The following is a 13,393-nucleotide window of genomic DNA, read 5'->3' on the forward strand; positions in this document are numbered from 1 at the left end:
AGCAGCGGGTTCAAAGTCGAACACACTGCTTAAGTTGGTAAAAATTATTCGCTTGCCTTCAAGCGGGAAGAGGACTTGATGTTGAAGCCAGGCACGCCATTGAACCACTTCTTCATCAAGCGGGCGTAAGTCCCGTTCTTCCGGAGTACTTTCAAGGCCTGGTTGACCTCAGCCGTAAACTTGTCTTCCCCCTTCTTGATGCCGATCCCGTATGGTTCAACCGTAAAGGTATCAGGCAGCATCTTGAACTTGTCCTTGTCATCAGAAATCAAGCCGGCCAAAACGGCGTTGTCGCTGACCATGGCGTTGGTCTTGCCGGCCTTTAAAGCATTGTAGCAAGAACCATAGTCATCATAGAAGATGACCCGGGCCTTCGGGGCGTACTTGTGGACGTCGCTGTCAGCGGTCGACCCCTTAACGGCGGCAATGGAGTACTTGGAGTTGTTGAAATCCTTGATGGAGTTCAGCTTGCTCTTTTTCGGCACGATCAAGGTTTCCCCAGCCATGAAGTAAGTGTCGGAAAAATTGATGATCTTGCGCCGATCGGGTGTGTTGGTCATGGTAGCCATGACAGCATCGACGTTGCCGATCTTGAGATCCATGATCCGGGACTTTTCACTGATGTATTCAATTTTCATCTTGCCTTTAGGACCAAGGATCTGCTTGGTAACAGCCCGGGCCAGGTCGACTTCAAAGCCGGTGGCCTTGCTGCTGTCCACGTCCATCATGCTGAACAGGCGGGTGTCGGCTCGCATCCCCCAGGTGATGGTGTTTGTTTGCTTAACCCGGTCATAGGTGCTGCTAGATTGACTGTGTGAACAAGCGGTAAAAACTAATGATAACAGCAAGACCGCCATAAAGGCGGTCAGCTCCCTCAGTTTACGTGCCATTTTTTCTCCTCGGCAATAAACGCGGTTTGGTTCCTTCGTGCTTAGTACTTGATGCGCTTACTCAAGTAGTTGGCAAAGCTGGACAGGGCAAAGCAGATGATAAAGTACATTACTGCCACGGCCAGGTACATCGGAATCATATAATTGGTGTTTTGGTTGTAAATAATTTCAGCGTGGTAGAGCAGTTCCGGCAAAACGATGATCGTGGCCAGGGAAGTATCTTTGATCAAGGACACGAACTGGGACAAAAGGGCCGGAATCATTTTGGTCAGGGCCTGGGGTAAAACCACGTGGGTCATGGCCTGCATGTAGGTCATCCCGTTTGACCGGGCCCCTTCCATCTGGCCAGGGTCGACGGCCATGATCCCTGAGCGGACAACTTCCGCGATCATGGCTGATTCAAAGACCACCATGGCAATTACTGAAGCCTGGACGGCATCAACTCTGATCCCCATGACCGGCAGGCCAAAGTAGGAGAAGAAGATGATCAGCAAAAGCGGCAGGTTTCTGATGATGTCGATGATCACCCCGACCACTTTGGAAATCCGGGTGGTCTTGGCGTCGATTCTGGTAAAGCGGATCAGACCCAGGGCCAGGCCGATCACAAAGCTCAAGATGATTGAAATCACTGAAACTTCGATCGTGACCCAGAAACCCTGCAGCAAAAAGCGGAGGTTGATCCAGGATAATGCTTCTGTAAGATTTTCCATTTATGTGCCTCCTAAACGCCCTTCTTTTCCAGATACTGCATGTAGTAGCTGAGCGGCAGGGTCAAAACCAGGTAGAACAGGCTGACCAAGACATAGCTTGGGATGGTCTGGAAAGTATTGGATGCCACGATGTCCCCTTGGTACATCAAGTCAAAGCCGGCTACGAAAGCCAGGATGCTGGAGTTCTTGATCAAGTTGACAAGCTGGTTGCCCAATGGCGGAATCACGATTCTGAAGGCCTGAGGCAGGATAACGTAGCGCATGGCCTGCCAGTAGGTCATCCCGTTTGACCGGGCCCCTTCCATCTGGCCGGTCCCGACGGACTGGATCCCGGAGCGGACAGTTTCAGCGATAAAAGCTGATGAGTAAATGGACAAGCCGATTGTCCCTGCCTGGAAGCCAGTCAGCTTCAGCGGCGTGTAAGTTGGCAAAACCAGGTAAAAGACCATGGTGACAACCAGCAAGGGAATGTTCCGGAAGATTTCGACATAGACCTTGGCAACCCCGCGCCAGAACTTGTTAGGCACGGTTTCCAGGATGGCAAAGCCGGATCCGATGATCAAACTGAAAAACAAGGAAATCAGACTGCAGAGAATCGTATTCCAAAAACCGAGCAAAAAGGTGGACCAGTTTGCTCCAAGTAAATTCAACATTAATATTCAGCCTCCTTAACACTGAATCCTGGAATGTTGCCAAACCATTTCTTGACAAGCTTGTGGTAGCTGCCGTCTGCCTTAGCTTCCTTCAAAGCCTTGTTGATAGCTTCCAGCATCTTGGTCTGCCCCTTTTCAACGGCAATCCCGTAAGGTTCAACGGCAACTGTGCCGCCAACCAGGTGCAGGCTCTTTTGCTGATCGGCAATCCCGGCCAAAATCCCGTTGTCAGTGGCGACCGCGTCCCCTTGCCCGGCTAAGAGGGCATTGGTGCAGGCACCGTAGTCATTGTACTGGCGGATCTTGGCCTTGGGGGCCAGGCGGGCAATATCGTCCGCAGCCGTTGTCCCCTTAACCACGATGGCCACCCGGCCATTGTGGTTTAAGTCCTTGATCGACTTGATTGGACTGCTGGTTTTGGTCATGAGGGATGTCCCCGCCTTAAAGTAAGGAGTGGAGAAGTCAACCGACTTCTTTCTCTCATCCGTGATGGTCATGGTGGCCAGAACCGCGTCCAGGTTGTTGTTCTTAAGCTGCGGGATCTTGGTTTGGGCCGTAACTTCAATGAATTTTGCCTTGCCGTCCTTGCCCAGGATCTCCTTGGTCAAAAGGCGGGCCAGGTCGATTTCAAAACCTTCCAGCTTGTTGGTCTTGACGCTCTTGATCCCAAACAAAGCCGTATCAAATTTGACGCCCCAAGTAATCGTCTTGCTGCTCTTGACGTGGTTGTAGACACGCACTGAGTTGTCACTTTCAACAGCACAGGCGGAAAGTGAAACAGTGGTCAGCAACAGAAAAAGCAGGGCGGCAACTTTGCGGAATAGTTTCGTGTGTTTCATGTAACCGCCACCTTCCCTTTTATTAGTGGTAAATTACCTTGCTGAGGAATTCCTGAGCCCGTAGGTTGCGCGGGTGTTCAAAGAAGTCCTTCGGGTTGTGGGAGTCTTCCAAGACTTGCCCCTGCTCAAAGAAGATGACCCGGTCGCACACTTCTCTGGCAAAGCCCATTTCGTGGGTCACGACCACCATGGTCATCCCTTCAGCGGCGATGGATTGCATGACGTCCAAAACGTCCTGGATCATTTCCGGGTCAAGGGCACTGGTTGGTTCGTCAAACAAGAGCACCTTGGGCTTCATGGCCAAAGATCTCGCAATGGCCACCCGCTGCTTTTGCCCACCGGACAGCTGTCTTGGGTAGGAGTCTTCCTTGTCCAAAAGGCCAACTTGCTTGAGCAGCTTTTCAGCGATTTCCCGGTTTTCCTTTTCGTCCCGGTGCAAAACGATTCTTGGGGCCAGCATGACATTTTCCAGGACGGTGTGGTTTTCGTAGAGGTTAAAGTGCTGGAAAACCATGCCGACATTCCGTCGGATCTTGTTCAAGTCAGTCTTCTTGTCCCCCAGGTCATAGCCGTCCACTTCCAAGACGCCGGAAGAAATTCCTTCCAAGCCGTTCATGGTTCTTATCAAGGTACTCTTGCCCGCGCCAGAAGGGCCGATGATGGAAACGACTTCGCCTTCGTCAATGCTTAAGTTGACGTCTTTTAAGGCATGGTAGTCACCGTAGAACTTGTTGACTTTCTTGAATTCGATAATTGCTGCCATAGTGGTCCTCCTCGTTTTATTAGCGCTTAATTAAATCACCGTTGGTTTGGCTCAGCTTTCTTGGCTTAAGCCGTATTGATCAAACAGGCGGCTCCTTTGGTAAAAGTTCGTTTATTTGCTCTGTTTTAGCAAAGCAGCCAGATCTTTCGGTCCTTTTTAAAAGCAGGAGCCGAATCATCTGGGATGTGAGCTTGCCCTTCTGCTTTCGTAAGCGGTTATTTTTATTTAAGCATGATTAATTTTTAATTAAATTTACCAGAAAGTAGGCTTTCGTGCAAGTCTTTTGTCAGTTCCACTTCATCCTTTTAGCTTTTTAATAAAAAGCCGGGAAACTTGCTTACTTATCTTAACTTCTTTCCCAAACATTCTTAATTTCATTTTGCCTCTTCTGAGATATTCTTAATTATAGTAGATTTTACCTAGTTTAGCAACAACTGTTTCTACTTTAGAAACGAGTAACCGCTTTAAAGCCCGTTTTTTCACAGTTTGACTAGACCCGACCCCGGCTGGCCTCTATAATTAATAGCTAAAGGAGTTTTACAATGTCAAAAAAGCAACACCCCATCATTATTGGTATCGCCGGCGGCAGCGGGTCGGGGAAGACGACCATTGCCCACGAATTATATGACCAGTTCAAAAACGACCGGATCCGGATCATCACGGAAGACTCTTATTATAAGAACCACCCGGAAATGTCCATGGCTGAAAGAAATAAAATTAATTTCGACCATCCGGATGCTTTTGATACCGAGCTCTTGATCAGCCAGCTGCAGGACCTGCTGAATGGCAAAGCCATCGAGATGCCGATCTATGACTTCACCACCCACCTGCGCAGCCCGGAAACGGTCCACGTTGAGCCAGCTGATATCATCATCCTGGAAGGAATCCTGGTTCTGGCCTCAGAAGAATTACGGAACTTGATGGACATCAAGATCTTCGTCGACACTGACGACGACATCCGCTTGATCCGCCGCCAGCGCCGGGACATGGCCGAACGGGGCCGGTCCTTTGACTCAATCATCGACCAGTACTTGGCCACGGTTAAGCCAAGCTACCACCAGTTTGTTGAGCCAAGCAAGCGCTACGCCAACATCATCGTGCCAGAAGGCGGGGCCAACGATGTCGCTTTGGACATGCTGACCACGAAAGTCCGCGACATCCTCCGCCGCAATGATTTAGCAGAAAAAGAGGTAGAATAATGGCTAAGCAGAAACCACTCGTCATTGGGATTGCCGGGGGGTCAGGCTCAGGCAAGACGACAGTCTCCAAGGAAATCAGCAAGCGCCTGCCAGCTGACCGGGTGCTCATTCTGACTGAAGATGCCTACTACAACGACAATTCAGCCCTCAGCATGGATGAACGCAAGAAGATCAACTACGACCATCCCAATGCTTACGACACTGACCTCTTGATTGAGCAGCTGCAGGACCTGCTGGATGGCAAGGCAATTGAACTGCCGACCTACAACTTCAACATCCTCTCCCGGGCCAAGGACACTATTCATGTTGAGCCAGCCGACATCATCATCCTGGAAGGGATCCTGGTTTTGGCTTCAGAAGAATTGCGGAAGTTCATGGACATCAAGCTTTTTGTCGACGCTGACGACGACATCCGCTTCATCCGCCGCTTGCAGCGGGACACCCAGGAACGGGGCAGGTCAATCGACTGGATCATCTCCCAGTACCTGACTACGGTTAAGCCAAGCTACAACCAGTTCGTTGAGCCAAGCAAGAAGTATGCCGACATCATAATCCCCCAGGGTGGGGAAAACCAAGTGGCCATCGACATGGTCTCCTCCAAGCTCTTGTCCATTATCAACGGCTAAGAGGAACAAAATAACCTCAATATTTTGAAGAAAACAAAAACGCGTGAACTTGCAAGTTCACGCGTTTTTTCTGGCAAATTTTGATTTTAGAGATTTAGGTAAGCAAAGGTATGCAGGCCAATCCAGGCAGTCAGCAGCATCAAGGCCAGCAAGAGGCCAACCGTGCTCCAGTATGCCCGGTTCATCTTCTTTGGTCTGCTTAAAATTAAATGCGTCATTTTGCTCCCCCCTTGAAAGATAACTAACAATGTTTTTCATCATACAACTTTAAGGAGGGCTTGTCACGCTTTTTTGATTATTTTTATCAAAAAAATGATAACTTTACGAAACTACTTGGCCATGACCCGGTCAAAGAGCTTGGTGATCAGCTTGACCAAAACCGCGTCAAAGACGATGGAAGAAATGATGCAGGCGATGAACATTTCAATCAAGAGGGCTGGCTTGTAGGCACTCCAGCCGTAAGTTAAGTAAGACATTACATAGCCGGCCACCGCGCAGCAGACTGCCCCGGTAATCAAGCTGCCCCAGCCGAAGCGGTCATAGTTTTCCTTCTTCGGGAAGAAGCCGATTTCGTTGCAGGCCCCCTGCACCAGCCCTTGCAGGATGGTCATTGCCCCCCACTGGCCACCGAAGGCCATTTCAACCGTAGCAGCCAGGGTTTCCCCGACAATCCCGGAGCCAAAGGTTGGCACGAAGTACATGGCCAAAGGCGCAGCCATGTACCAAAGACCGGCGCAGATCTGCCCGGCTAAAGGCCCCAGGCCGACAAGGTTCAAGGCTAATTCAACTGAATTGTAGATGGGGTTGACGACGTAAGTGTAGATAACCCCCATAATAATCCCAATCAAGGCCATCAAGATAATAGCCTTCACATTCCACTTGCTCTCTCTTCTAAGCATTAAAAAAACTCCTATCCAACAATTGCCGGCTAGGAGTTTGAAATCATGTTTAAGAAACACTTCCCTTGCGCAAGAATTACCTTGGTCAGGTTCAAAGGGTCGACTTTCGTCATCTCAGCTTTCGCTCCCCTAGTAGCTTTTATTCAATTTGACTTAATTTAGTCTAGCAGATCCTTAAAGCGTTAACAAGGTAAAAAGTTCCCTTAATTAAAGCTTTTAAAGGATTCTAGCTTTTCCTCATCGATATCTCTAATAATCGCCAAGGCCAGATCAACAGCAGCCTTGTAGTCCTTGTAGCTGCTGAAGCAGTATGGGGAGTGCTCATAGCGGACCGGAATCCCGATCACGATGGTCGGGGCCCCGTTTTCGTAGTAGATGGCCGCCCCGTCTTGCCCGCCACCAGTTCTGACTGACCGGGTGTAAGGAATCCCGTTTTTATCAGCCAAGTCGCAGGCGTATTGCTGGAACTTGGGGTTTGGCAGGAAGGTGACGTCCATGTCCCGCAACATTGGTCCCCGCTTAAGGCCAGTCTGAGACAGCCAGTCCGGTTCAAAAGTATCATCGGCCGGGCAGCTTTCCAGAACCAGGCAGAGGTCCGGCTTGATCTTGCGGGCCGTGACATAGGCACCCCGCAGGCCGACTTCTTCCTGGCTGGACAAGGCGGCAACCAGGTCAAAGTTGACTTCTTCATCCTTCAAGTTTTCCAGGATGTCAGCCATAGCAGCGGCGCCGAAGCGGTCGTCAAAGTCCTTGCCGAAGAAGAGGCCAGTCTTTTCATTGTATTCACAGTCCACGTCAACGAAAATCGGGCAGCCAGTGTCGATCTTGTAGTCATTGATCGTTTCTTCCCGGCTGGAGGAGCCGACGTCAATAGACAAATCAGCGACCTGCGGGACAGACTTTCTTTCAGCTTCCGACATGAAGTGGGGCGGCTTTAAGGCCACGACGCCGGGGATGTATTCCCCGTCCCGGTTTCTGACCTTGACCTTGAGGGCCGGCAGAACCACATTGTTCCAGCCGCCCAGGGTCACGAACTTGATCAAGCCGTTTGGCCGGATAGCCTGGGTCAAGAAGCCCACGGCGTCTGAGTGGGCGTCCAGCTGGATCACCGGCCGCTTGCCAGTGTTCTGCTTCTTGGAAGCGTAGACGTTCAGCATCCCGTCGACTTCAAGGTCGGCGTAGTCCTTGACCGTCTTGGTAAAAAGGTCAACGAATTCATTTTCAAAGCCGGAAGTGGCGTTGGCATTTGAAAAGTCCTTCAGCATTTGAATTTCAGCGGCTTTTTTCATCAATAATCTCCAATTAATCCAGCAGGTCGTACTTCAGCTTCATCAAGCTGTGGCCGTCCTTGACCATTTCCCCGGTCAAGGCTACGGTCTGCTTGTAAGTCAAGTCAGCCATCTTCTGGTTGGCTTCTTCCAGCTTCTCTTGCAAGTCGCGGCCAGTCAAGCCCTTAACAGCCCGGTCAGTTTCGTTTTCGATCTGGCGCAATTTAGCCATGGTCTTTTCTTCAAAAGCCTGCTCCAAAGCGCTGTAAACCTTGTAGTTGGTGTCGCCGAGCTGGGCGTTCAGCTTGTTGAGCCAAAAGATCTTGGTCAAGTCAAAGTCCGGACCGGTCTGGAAGCTGGCCGGAGTAGTCGTAACGTTGGTGTAGAAAGGCACGAAGCAGTTAAAAGTGTTCGGGCCAAAGGCCAGCCATTGCACGCCGGCGATACCTTCTTCAACGTCATTTCTGATTTGTAGGATGTGGGTTTCGAAGTTCCGGTTGATCCCGATTGGGCGGAAGAGCTTCTTTTCCGCTTCAGTGTTGGTCGTGCTGTAGACATCGTACTTGGTGTCCTGGTAGTGGGAGCTTTCCAGGAACTTGATGTCTTCCGGGCTGATCTTCTTCTTGGCGTAAGTGATGAAAGGCTGGTCCTGGTCCCCTGGCTCGCCTTCCCATTCAGGGTCGAAGTAGCGGTGGATGTACCAGGCCCGCGGGTTGTTGTAGTGAGCATCCTTGATGGTGGATGAACCAAAGATGTGACGGAGGTTGTAGCCTTGGTAGTCCGGGTTCAAGTGGTATTCGTTGATGATGTCCAGCAAGTCACTTGAGCACATGAAGTTTTCTTCGTCGTTAAATTCAAAGAAGTCGATGTTCAAGCGGTTTGGCGCTGCCACATAGGCATCGTCCGGAATCCGGCGGGCAGCCCAGTGGTGGCCGCCGATGGTTTCGATGTACCAGACTTCGTCATGGTCGGCAAAGGCTGACCCGTTCATTTCGTAGGTCCCGTACTTTTCCACCAGGTAGCCCAGGCGCTTGACCCCTTCTCTGGCCGAATGGATGTATGGCAAAGTCAAAGTGACAAAGTCTTCTTCGCCCAGGCCCCCTTCTTCAACTAAGGGGTCGATCCCTTGGATCCGGCTGTTGGTGGTGATGGTTTCCGTGGCCGTCATGGCTACCGTAGCGTCGTTGATCCCGGCAGCGGCCCAGATCCCGTTCTTGCCGGAAGCGTCTGGAGCGCTGGTGTAGCGCAGCGGGTTTGGCAGCAGGTCTTCATCATCGATTTCCTGGCCGCTGATCACTGCCTTGTAGTGCTTTGGCTGATCTTTCGGGTTAACCGCGATAAAGGCTTCAGGGATAATGGTGCTGCCGCCGTCTTCACTGCGGGCAATCATCGTGGAGCCATCAATGGTGGCGTCCTTGCCGACTAAAATGGTCGTGCATTCTGCTGGCTTTTGCATAAGTCCTCCTCTAATAATCTAAAACTAATTGTTTGCTTTCTTACTATTATTCTAGCTGAAAAAACGCCTTTTGCCAGCTAATGCTTTTGCCGGTAAAGGGCATAGAGGCGCTTGCTCAAATCGGCGCCGGCTGGGGCACTGTTTTCAAACAGGATCTGGCCAGGCTGGCTGCTGGCATTCAGTTCATCCCGGCTGGCCAGTTGCCGCTTGACTTCAGCAGCGGCCCCGATGGCTCCGTCATAGACCTTGGCCTGGGGGCCTAAGATCTCCTGGATGGCCTGCTTGGCAAAAGGAAAGTGGGTGCAGCCCAAGACCACTCCTGCCGCCTTGCCGGCATATGGGGCCAGCAATTCTTCCAGGTACTGGTAAATGGCCGGGCTGTCAGTTTGCCCTTTTTCGATCAATTCGACCAGTTTCGGGGCTGGCACTTTGGCCACCTGACCAGGCTCAGCACATTCGGCAACCAGCTGGTTGAACTTATCCTGCTCCAGGGTCAAGGAAGTGGCCATGGCAACAACCTGCCGGCCGGGATTTTCTTCAGCTGCCGGCTTGACAGCCGGTTCGATCCCGATGATCGGCAGGGAGTATTCCCGGCGCAGGCGGTCAGCCGCCGCGCTGGTTGCCGTGTTGCAGGCAATCATGACGGCCTTGACCTGGTGTTTGTCAATCAGTTCATCAACTACCCGCTTGGCCAGCTGGTAGACTTCTTCCTTGCTCTTTACCCCGTAAGGAGCATTGGCTGAGTCGCCATAGAAGACATAGTCTTCGTTTGGCATCAGATCAACCAGGCGGCTGAGGACCGTGAGGCCCCCCTGGCCGGAATCAAAAACGCCGATTGGCCGATCAGCATATTCTTTTGACATATTTTGACCTCCTCTAGCTATTAATTTTGAACCTTTAGCTATTAATTTTGAACCTTTTATCCGCTTTCTTCAATCTATTGACTCCGATATTTTTCCTGCAAGCCGGACTTTCTTGATTTTTTCTTTAGTTTTTTTAGCGGAAGAACCGTCCGGCTTGCTTTTTTTAGGGGCTATGTTATTGTTATATCTAACCCCTGGATATCACGTTGATTACCGGAATAAAACGGCAATCTGGGAATAAATTCTGTCCACAGTTTTTTTAGTTTTTTAGAAAGAGCAAAAGAAATTATGTTTAACGTTTCGCCTGAACAAGAGCGCCGCCACATCGTTGACGACTCAGCGCTCAATGGCTTTTTAACGAAAATGTATTCCATCATGGGCCTGGCGGTTCTGGTCTCAGCCTTGACTGCCTACTTGACCTTGACGGTCTTCTCTGGCAGCCTGCTGCCGCTACTCACCAACCGGGTCTTCATCTGGGTCCTGCTGCTATTGCCGCTGATTTTGAGCGTGGGCATCAGCTTTAAGGCTACTCGCAAGCCGACAACGGCCTTCTTCATGTTGATGGCTATCGCGGTTGTCTACGGGCTAGAATTCTCCCTTTTGGCTTTTGCCTACACGGGTGCCCAAATCGGCGGGGCCTTCATCTCCGCTTCAGCCGTCTTCATCGGGATGGCGGCTTACGGCAGCGTGACTAAGAAGAACCTGGACACCATCGGGGCTTACGCTTCAGCCGCCATCTGGGGCTTGATCGTGGCCAGCCTGGTCAACATGTTCTTGAAGAGCACGCCAGCCAGCTTCATCTTCTCCATCATCGGGGTCATCATTTTCACGATCTTGACTGCCTGGGATGCCCAGAAGATGAAGTCCATCTACGCCAGTTACGGAGACCAGCTGCCAGAACTTGGCCTGGCCGTTAACGGGGCTTTGATGCTGTACCTGGACTTCATCAACCTCTTCCTGCAATTTTTGCGGATCTTCGGGATCGCTGACAACGACAACTAAAATTTAAGATTTTCTTTTTTTGAAAAGGCTCTCTTCCTAATTAGAGGGCCTTTTTCCCTTGACTATTTTTCCTGCAAGAGTAAGGTGAAAGATATGTAAAGTATTTATTAGCGAAGCTGAAATAAAAGGAAGGTCACACATTGCAAAAGCAGCCGGTATGGAAAAGAAATCTGCAAGTCTCGACGGTCAGCGTCTTTTTGGCGGGGATTGCCTTTTCAGAAATTACCCCTTTTTTGTCCTTGTACATTGACACCCTGGGCAAGTTCAGCCACCAGCAGCTGAGCTTTTGGTCAGGGATCGTCTTTTCAGCGGTCTACGTGGTGGCGGCCCTGGTTTCCCCGATTTGGGGCAAGCTGGCTGACAAGAAGGGGCGCAAGCCGATGATTCTGCGGGCCTCTTTAGGGATGGCGGTCGTCTTTACCTGCATGGGCCTGGCCCAGAATGTCTGGCAGCTGCTGTTCCTTAGAGGGATGCAGGGGGTTTTTGCCGGCTTCATCTCTAACTCTAACGCCCTTATCGCGTCAGAAACGCCGAAGAACAAGTCGGGCAAGGCGCTGGGGATCATGATTTCTGCCCAGACCGGGGGGCAATTGCTGGGGCCCTTTGCCGGCGGGGCCTTATCGCAGGCTTTTAGCTACCGGGTAACCTTCTTTATTACCGGGGCTCTGCTTTTCAGCTGCTTTATCTTGTCTGTCTTCTTTATCCATGAAGATGACTTCGTGCCAGTTGAGAGCAAGCAGCGGGGCAGCTTTAAGGACACGATGAAGCAGTTTAAGAGCGGGCAATTGATTCTCGGGCTGCTGCTGACGACCTTGATCATTCAAGCGGCCAACAACTCCATCAACCCGATCGTTTCCTTGTATGTCAGAAGCTTGATGCACAATTCCGGGCAGGTTGTCCTCGTCAGCGGGGTGATCGCGGCTTTGCCAGGGATTGCCACGGTGGCCGCGGCTTCTTACTTTGGTGGCTTAGGTGACCGGATCGGGACCCACAAGATCATCTTAGGCGGCTTGATTGGGTCGATCATCCTCTTCTTCTTGACGGCTTTCGTCCGCAACACGGTTGAGCTTGGCGTCTGTCGCTTCCTGGTTGGTTTTACTGACGCCTGCCTCTTCCCGCAGGTCCAGACCATGCTGACCAAGCACAGTCCAAAGGAACTGACCAGCCGGGTCTTCAGCTGGAACCAAAGTGCCATGTACGTCGGCAATATTTTTGGCCCGCTGTTAGGTTCAACGGTTTCCGCCCACTTCGGCTACAGCGCCGTCTTCCTGGTAACCAGCGGGATTGTCGTGATCAACCTGCTTCTTTACCGGACTAATATTTTGAAAAACATTGCCTAGCTTAGGCGCCAAAAAAGCTCCAAGATTCATTCTTGGGGCTTTTTGCTTGGAGATTATTCTTGACTATCCTAAAGAGCAAGCACTGTTTTGTCTGTGTTTGGTCCGATTTTACCTATTTTTCACAAAAATAATGATGTCATTAAGCGAAAATAACAAATTTTAACAAAATCTATGCGTTTGCTCAAAAAAATTCTTCGCATTATACTGAAGGGAAAATATTCTTTGAGAATCGAGGTGTTCTTTTGAAAGTTATTACCAAAATTTTGCAAGCTGTCAGCTTTCTGCTCAGCCTCTTTCTTCTTTGGGCCGGCCTGGCCAGCTTGCTTGACGTCTGCAACTCTGCCAGACTAATGGGCTGGTCCCCTTTCATCCCTTCAATTGTCGCCGACCTGGTCTTCATTGTCATGCTCATCTGCGAAGCCTGGCTCAGCCTGCGGATAAACAAGCTGGACGACCGGGGAATCTTCTTCTTCCTGGCCGCCCTCCTGCTTTTAACAGCCGGCGAAATGGTCGCCACTGTTGCTTTAGGCTCTGGCTTTCTCTGGCTGAACCTCTTGCAACTCTTGCTGGTCCTTCTGGCCCGCTTTGCCATCGATTTTCATGAATAGTGGCCAAAAATTATACATACCAAAAAATGGTGAAACTCATTCTCGAGCTTCACCATTTTATTTTTTCGTTTCATGGACAAGTCATCCGGCAAGACAAAGATCACAAAGACATCCCCGTAGTAACTGTCTTCCACATACCGGCCCAATATATCGCCTTGTACATGCGGTCAATCGGCCACGAAAGTCTCTTCTTTTACTACGTCTCCTTCGCGGTCTTCATTTCTCTTATGATCTACGTCTTTGCCTTAAAAGGTTGTGACTGTTAAAAAGTATTAAT

Annotated in this window: 16 protein-coding genes and 1 riboswitch; of the genes, 6 read left to right on the top strand and 10 right to left on the bottom strand. The window is 50.6% G+C overall.

Annotated elements, in window-relative coordinates; translation table 11 throughout:
• Nucleotides 1–44: 44 nt before the first annotated feature.
• From HMPREF3168_RS00580 to HMPREF3168_RS00600, 5 genes are read right to left on the bottom strand one after another with little or no spacing between them, the layout of a single operon-like run.
• Nucleotides 45–890 carry a transporter substrate-binding domain-containing protein gene (locus HMPREF3168_RS00580; protein ID WP_003611482.1) on the bottom strand — a complete coding sequence of 282 codons (846 nt, stop codon included), beginning with the start codon at nucleotides 888–890 and terminating at the stop codon, nucleotides 45–47.
• A 41-nt stretch (nucleotides 891–931) separates the two neighbouring features.
• Complete coding sequence (locus tag HMPREF3168_RS00585; protein ID WP_002878011.1) at nucleotides 932–1,600, bottom strand: amino acid ABC transporter permease; 669 nt, start codon at nucleotides 1,598–1,600, stop codon at nucleotides 932–934.
• A gap of 11 nt (nucleotides 1,601–1,611) precedes the next feature.
• On the bottom strand, nucleotides 1,612–2,253 hold the full coding sequence (locus HMPREF3168_RS00590; RefSeq protein ID WP_003611534.1) for an amino acid ABC transporter permease: 642 nt from the start codon (nucleotides 2,251–2,253) through the stop codon (nucleotides 1,612–1,614).
• Complete coding sequence (locus HMPREF3168_RS00595; protein WP_070487966.1) at nucleotides 2,253–3,092, bottom strand: transporter substrate-binding domain-containing protein; 840 nt, start codon at nucleotides 3,090–3,092, stop codon at nucleotides 2,253–2,255. Before HMPREF3168_RS00595 ends, HMPREF3168_RS00590 begins: the two co-directional genes overlap by 1 nt.
• Before the next feature lie 22 nt (nucleotides 3,093–3,114).
• On the bottom strand, nucleotides 3,115–3,855 hold the full coding sequence (locus HMPREF3168_RS00600) for an amino acid ABC transporter ATP-binding protein (RefSeq protein ID WP_070487968.1): 741 nt from the start codon (nucleotides 3,853–3,855) through the stop codon (nucleotides 3,115–3,117).
• Between the two features lie 542 nt (nucleotides 3,856–4,397).
• On the opposite strand from HMPREF3168_RS00600, the gene udk (HMPREF3168_RS00605) reads away from it, so the two are divergent.
• Both udk (HMPREF3168_RS00605) and udk (HMPREF3168_RS00610) read left to right on the top strand, forming a co-directional pair.
• Nucleotides 4,398–5,054, top strand: a complete 657-nt coding sequence (gene udk / locus HMPREF3168_RS00605) for a uridine kinase (RefSeq protein WP_003611453.1) — start codon at nucleotides 4,398–4,400, stop codon at nucleotides 5,052–5,054.
• Nucleotides 5,054–5,680 carry a uridine kinase gene (gene udk / locus HMPREF3168_RS00610; protein ID WP_003611466.1) on the top strand — a complete coding sequence of 209 codons (627 nt, stop codon included), beginning with the start codon at nucleotides 5,054–5,056 and terminating at the stop codon, nucleotides 5,678–5,680. Before udk (HMPREF3168_RS00605) ends, udk (HMPREF3168_RS00610) begins: the two co-directional genes overlap by 1 nt.
• Nucleotides 5,681–5,766: 86 nt before the next feature.
• Here the strand turns inward: udk (HMPREF3168_RS00610) and HMPREF3168_RS10890 are convergent, their stop codons facing one another.
• The 5 genes from HMPREF3168_RS10890 to murI all read right to left on the bottom strand — a co-directional run bounded on the left by HMPREF3168_RS10890 (nucleotide 5,767) and on the right by murI (nucleotide 10,166).
• Entirely contained in the window at nucleotides 5,767–5,898 is a 132-nt protein-coding gene (locus HMPREF3168_RS10890) for a hypothetical protein (protein ID WP_003611490.1), read from the bottom strand.
• Nucleotides 5,899–6,009: 111 nt separating this feature from the next.
• Nucleotides 6,010–6,579 (bottom strand): ECF transporter S component, encoded by a 570-nt coding sequence (locus HMPREF3168_RS00615; protein ID WP_003611496.1) that lies wholly within the window; start codon nucleotides 6,577–6,579, stop codon nucleotides 6,010–6,012.
• 44 nt (nucleotides 6,580–6,623) lie between these two features.
• A riboswitch (TPP riboswitch) is annotated at nucleotides 6,624–6,720 on the bottom strand.
• 62 nt (nucleotides 6,721–6,782) lie between these two features.
• Nucleotides 6,783–7,868 carry a M42 family metallopeptidase gene (locus tag HMPREF3168_RS00620; protein ID WP_003611434.1) on the bottom strand — a complete coding sequence of 362 codons (1,086 nt, stop codon included), beginning with the start codon at nucleotides 7,866–7,868 and terminating at the stop codon, nucleotides 6,783–6,785.
• A gap of 13 nt (nucleotides 7,869–7,881) precedes the next feature.
• A complete protein-coding gene (locus HMPREF3168_RS00625) occupies nucleotides 7,882–9,303 on the bottom strand; it encodes a C69 family dipeptidase (RefSeq protein WP_003611430.1) in 1,422 nt (473 codons plus the stop codon).
• Nucleotides 9,304–9,380: 77 nt separating this feature from the next.
• A complete protein-coding gene (gene murI / locus HMPREF3168_RS00630) occupies nucleotides 9,381–10,166 on the bottom strand; it encodes a glutamate racemase (protein ID WP_003611440.1) in 786 nt (261 codons plus the stop codon).
• A 288-nt stretch (nucleotides 10,167–10,454) separates the two neighbouring features.
• On the opposite strand from murI, the gene HMPREF3168_RS00635 reads away from it, so the two are divergent.
• The 4 genes from HMPREF3168_RS00635 (at nucleotide 10,455) to HMPREF3168_RS10555 (ending at nucleotide 13,382) form a co-directional block, all read left to right on the top strand.
• Nucleotides 10,455–11,168 carry a Bax inhibitor-1/YccA family protein gene (locus HMPREF3168_RS00635; RefSeq protein WP_003611455.1) on the top strand — a complete coding sequence of 238 codons (714 nt, stop codon included), beginning with the start codon at nucleotides 10,455–10,457 and terminating at the stop codon, nucleotides 11,166–11,168.
• 140 nt (nucleotides 11,169–11,308) lie between these two features.
• Nucleotides 11,309–12,508, top strand: a complete 1,200-nt coding sequence (locus HMPREF3168_RS00640) for an MFS transporter (protein ID WP_070487970.1) — start codon at nucleotides 11,309–11,311, stop codon at nucleotides 12,506–12,508.
• A 242-nt stretch (nucleotides 12,509–12,750) separates the two neighbouring features.
• Nucleotides 12,751–13,116, top strand: coding sequence for a hypothetical protein (locus HMPREF3168_RS00645; RefSeq protein ID WP_016395751.1), 366 nt, complete (start codon nucleotides 12,751–12,753; stop codon nucleotides 13,114–13,116).
• A gap of 26 nt (nucleotides 13,117–13,142) precedes the next feature.
• Nucleotides 13,143–13,382 (top strand): hypothetical protein, encoded by a 240-nt coding sequence (locus tag HMPREF3168_RS10555; RefSeq protein WP_231524763.1) that lies wholly within the window; start codon nucleotides 13,143–13,145, stop codon nucleotides 13,380–13,382.
• The last annotated feature ends 11 nt before the right edge of the window (nucleotides 13,383–13,393 follow it).

Origin of the sequence: Lactobacillus sp. HMSC08B12 (assembly GCF_001808415.1) — a bacterium.
Taxonomy (GTDB): Bacteria; Bacillota; Bacilli; order Lactobacillales; family Lactobacillaceae; genus Lactobacillus; species Lactobacillus delbrueckii.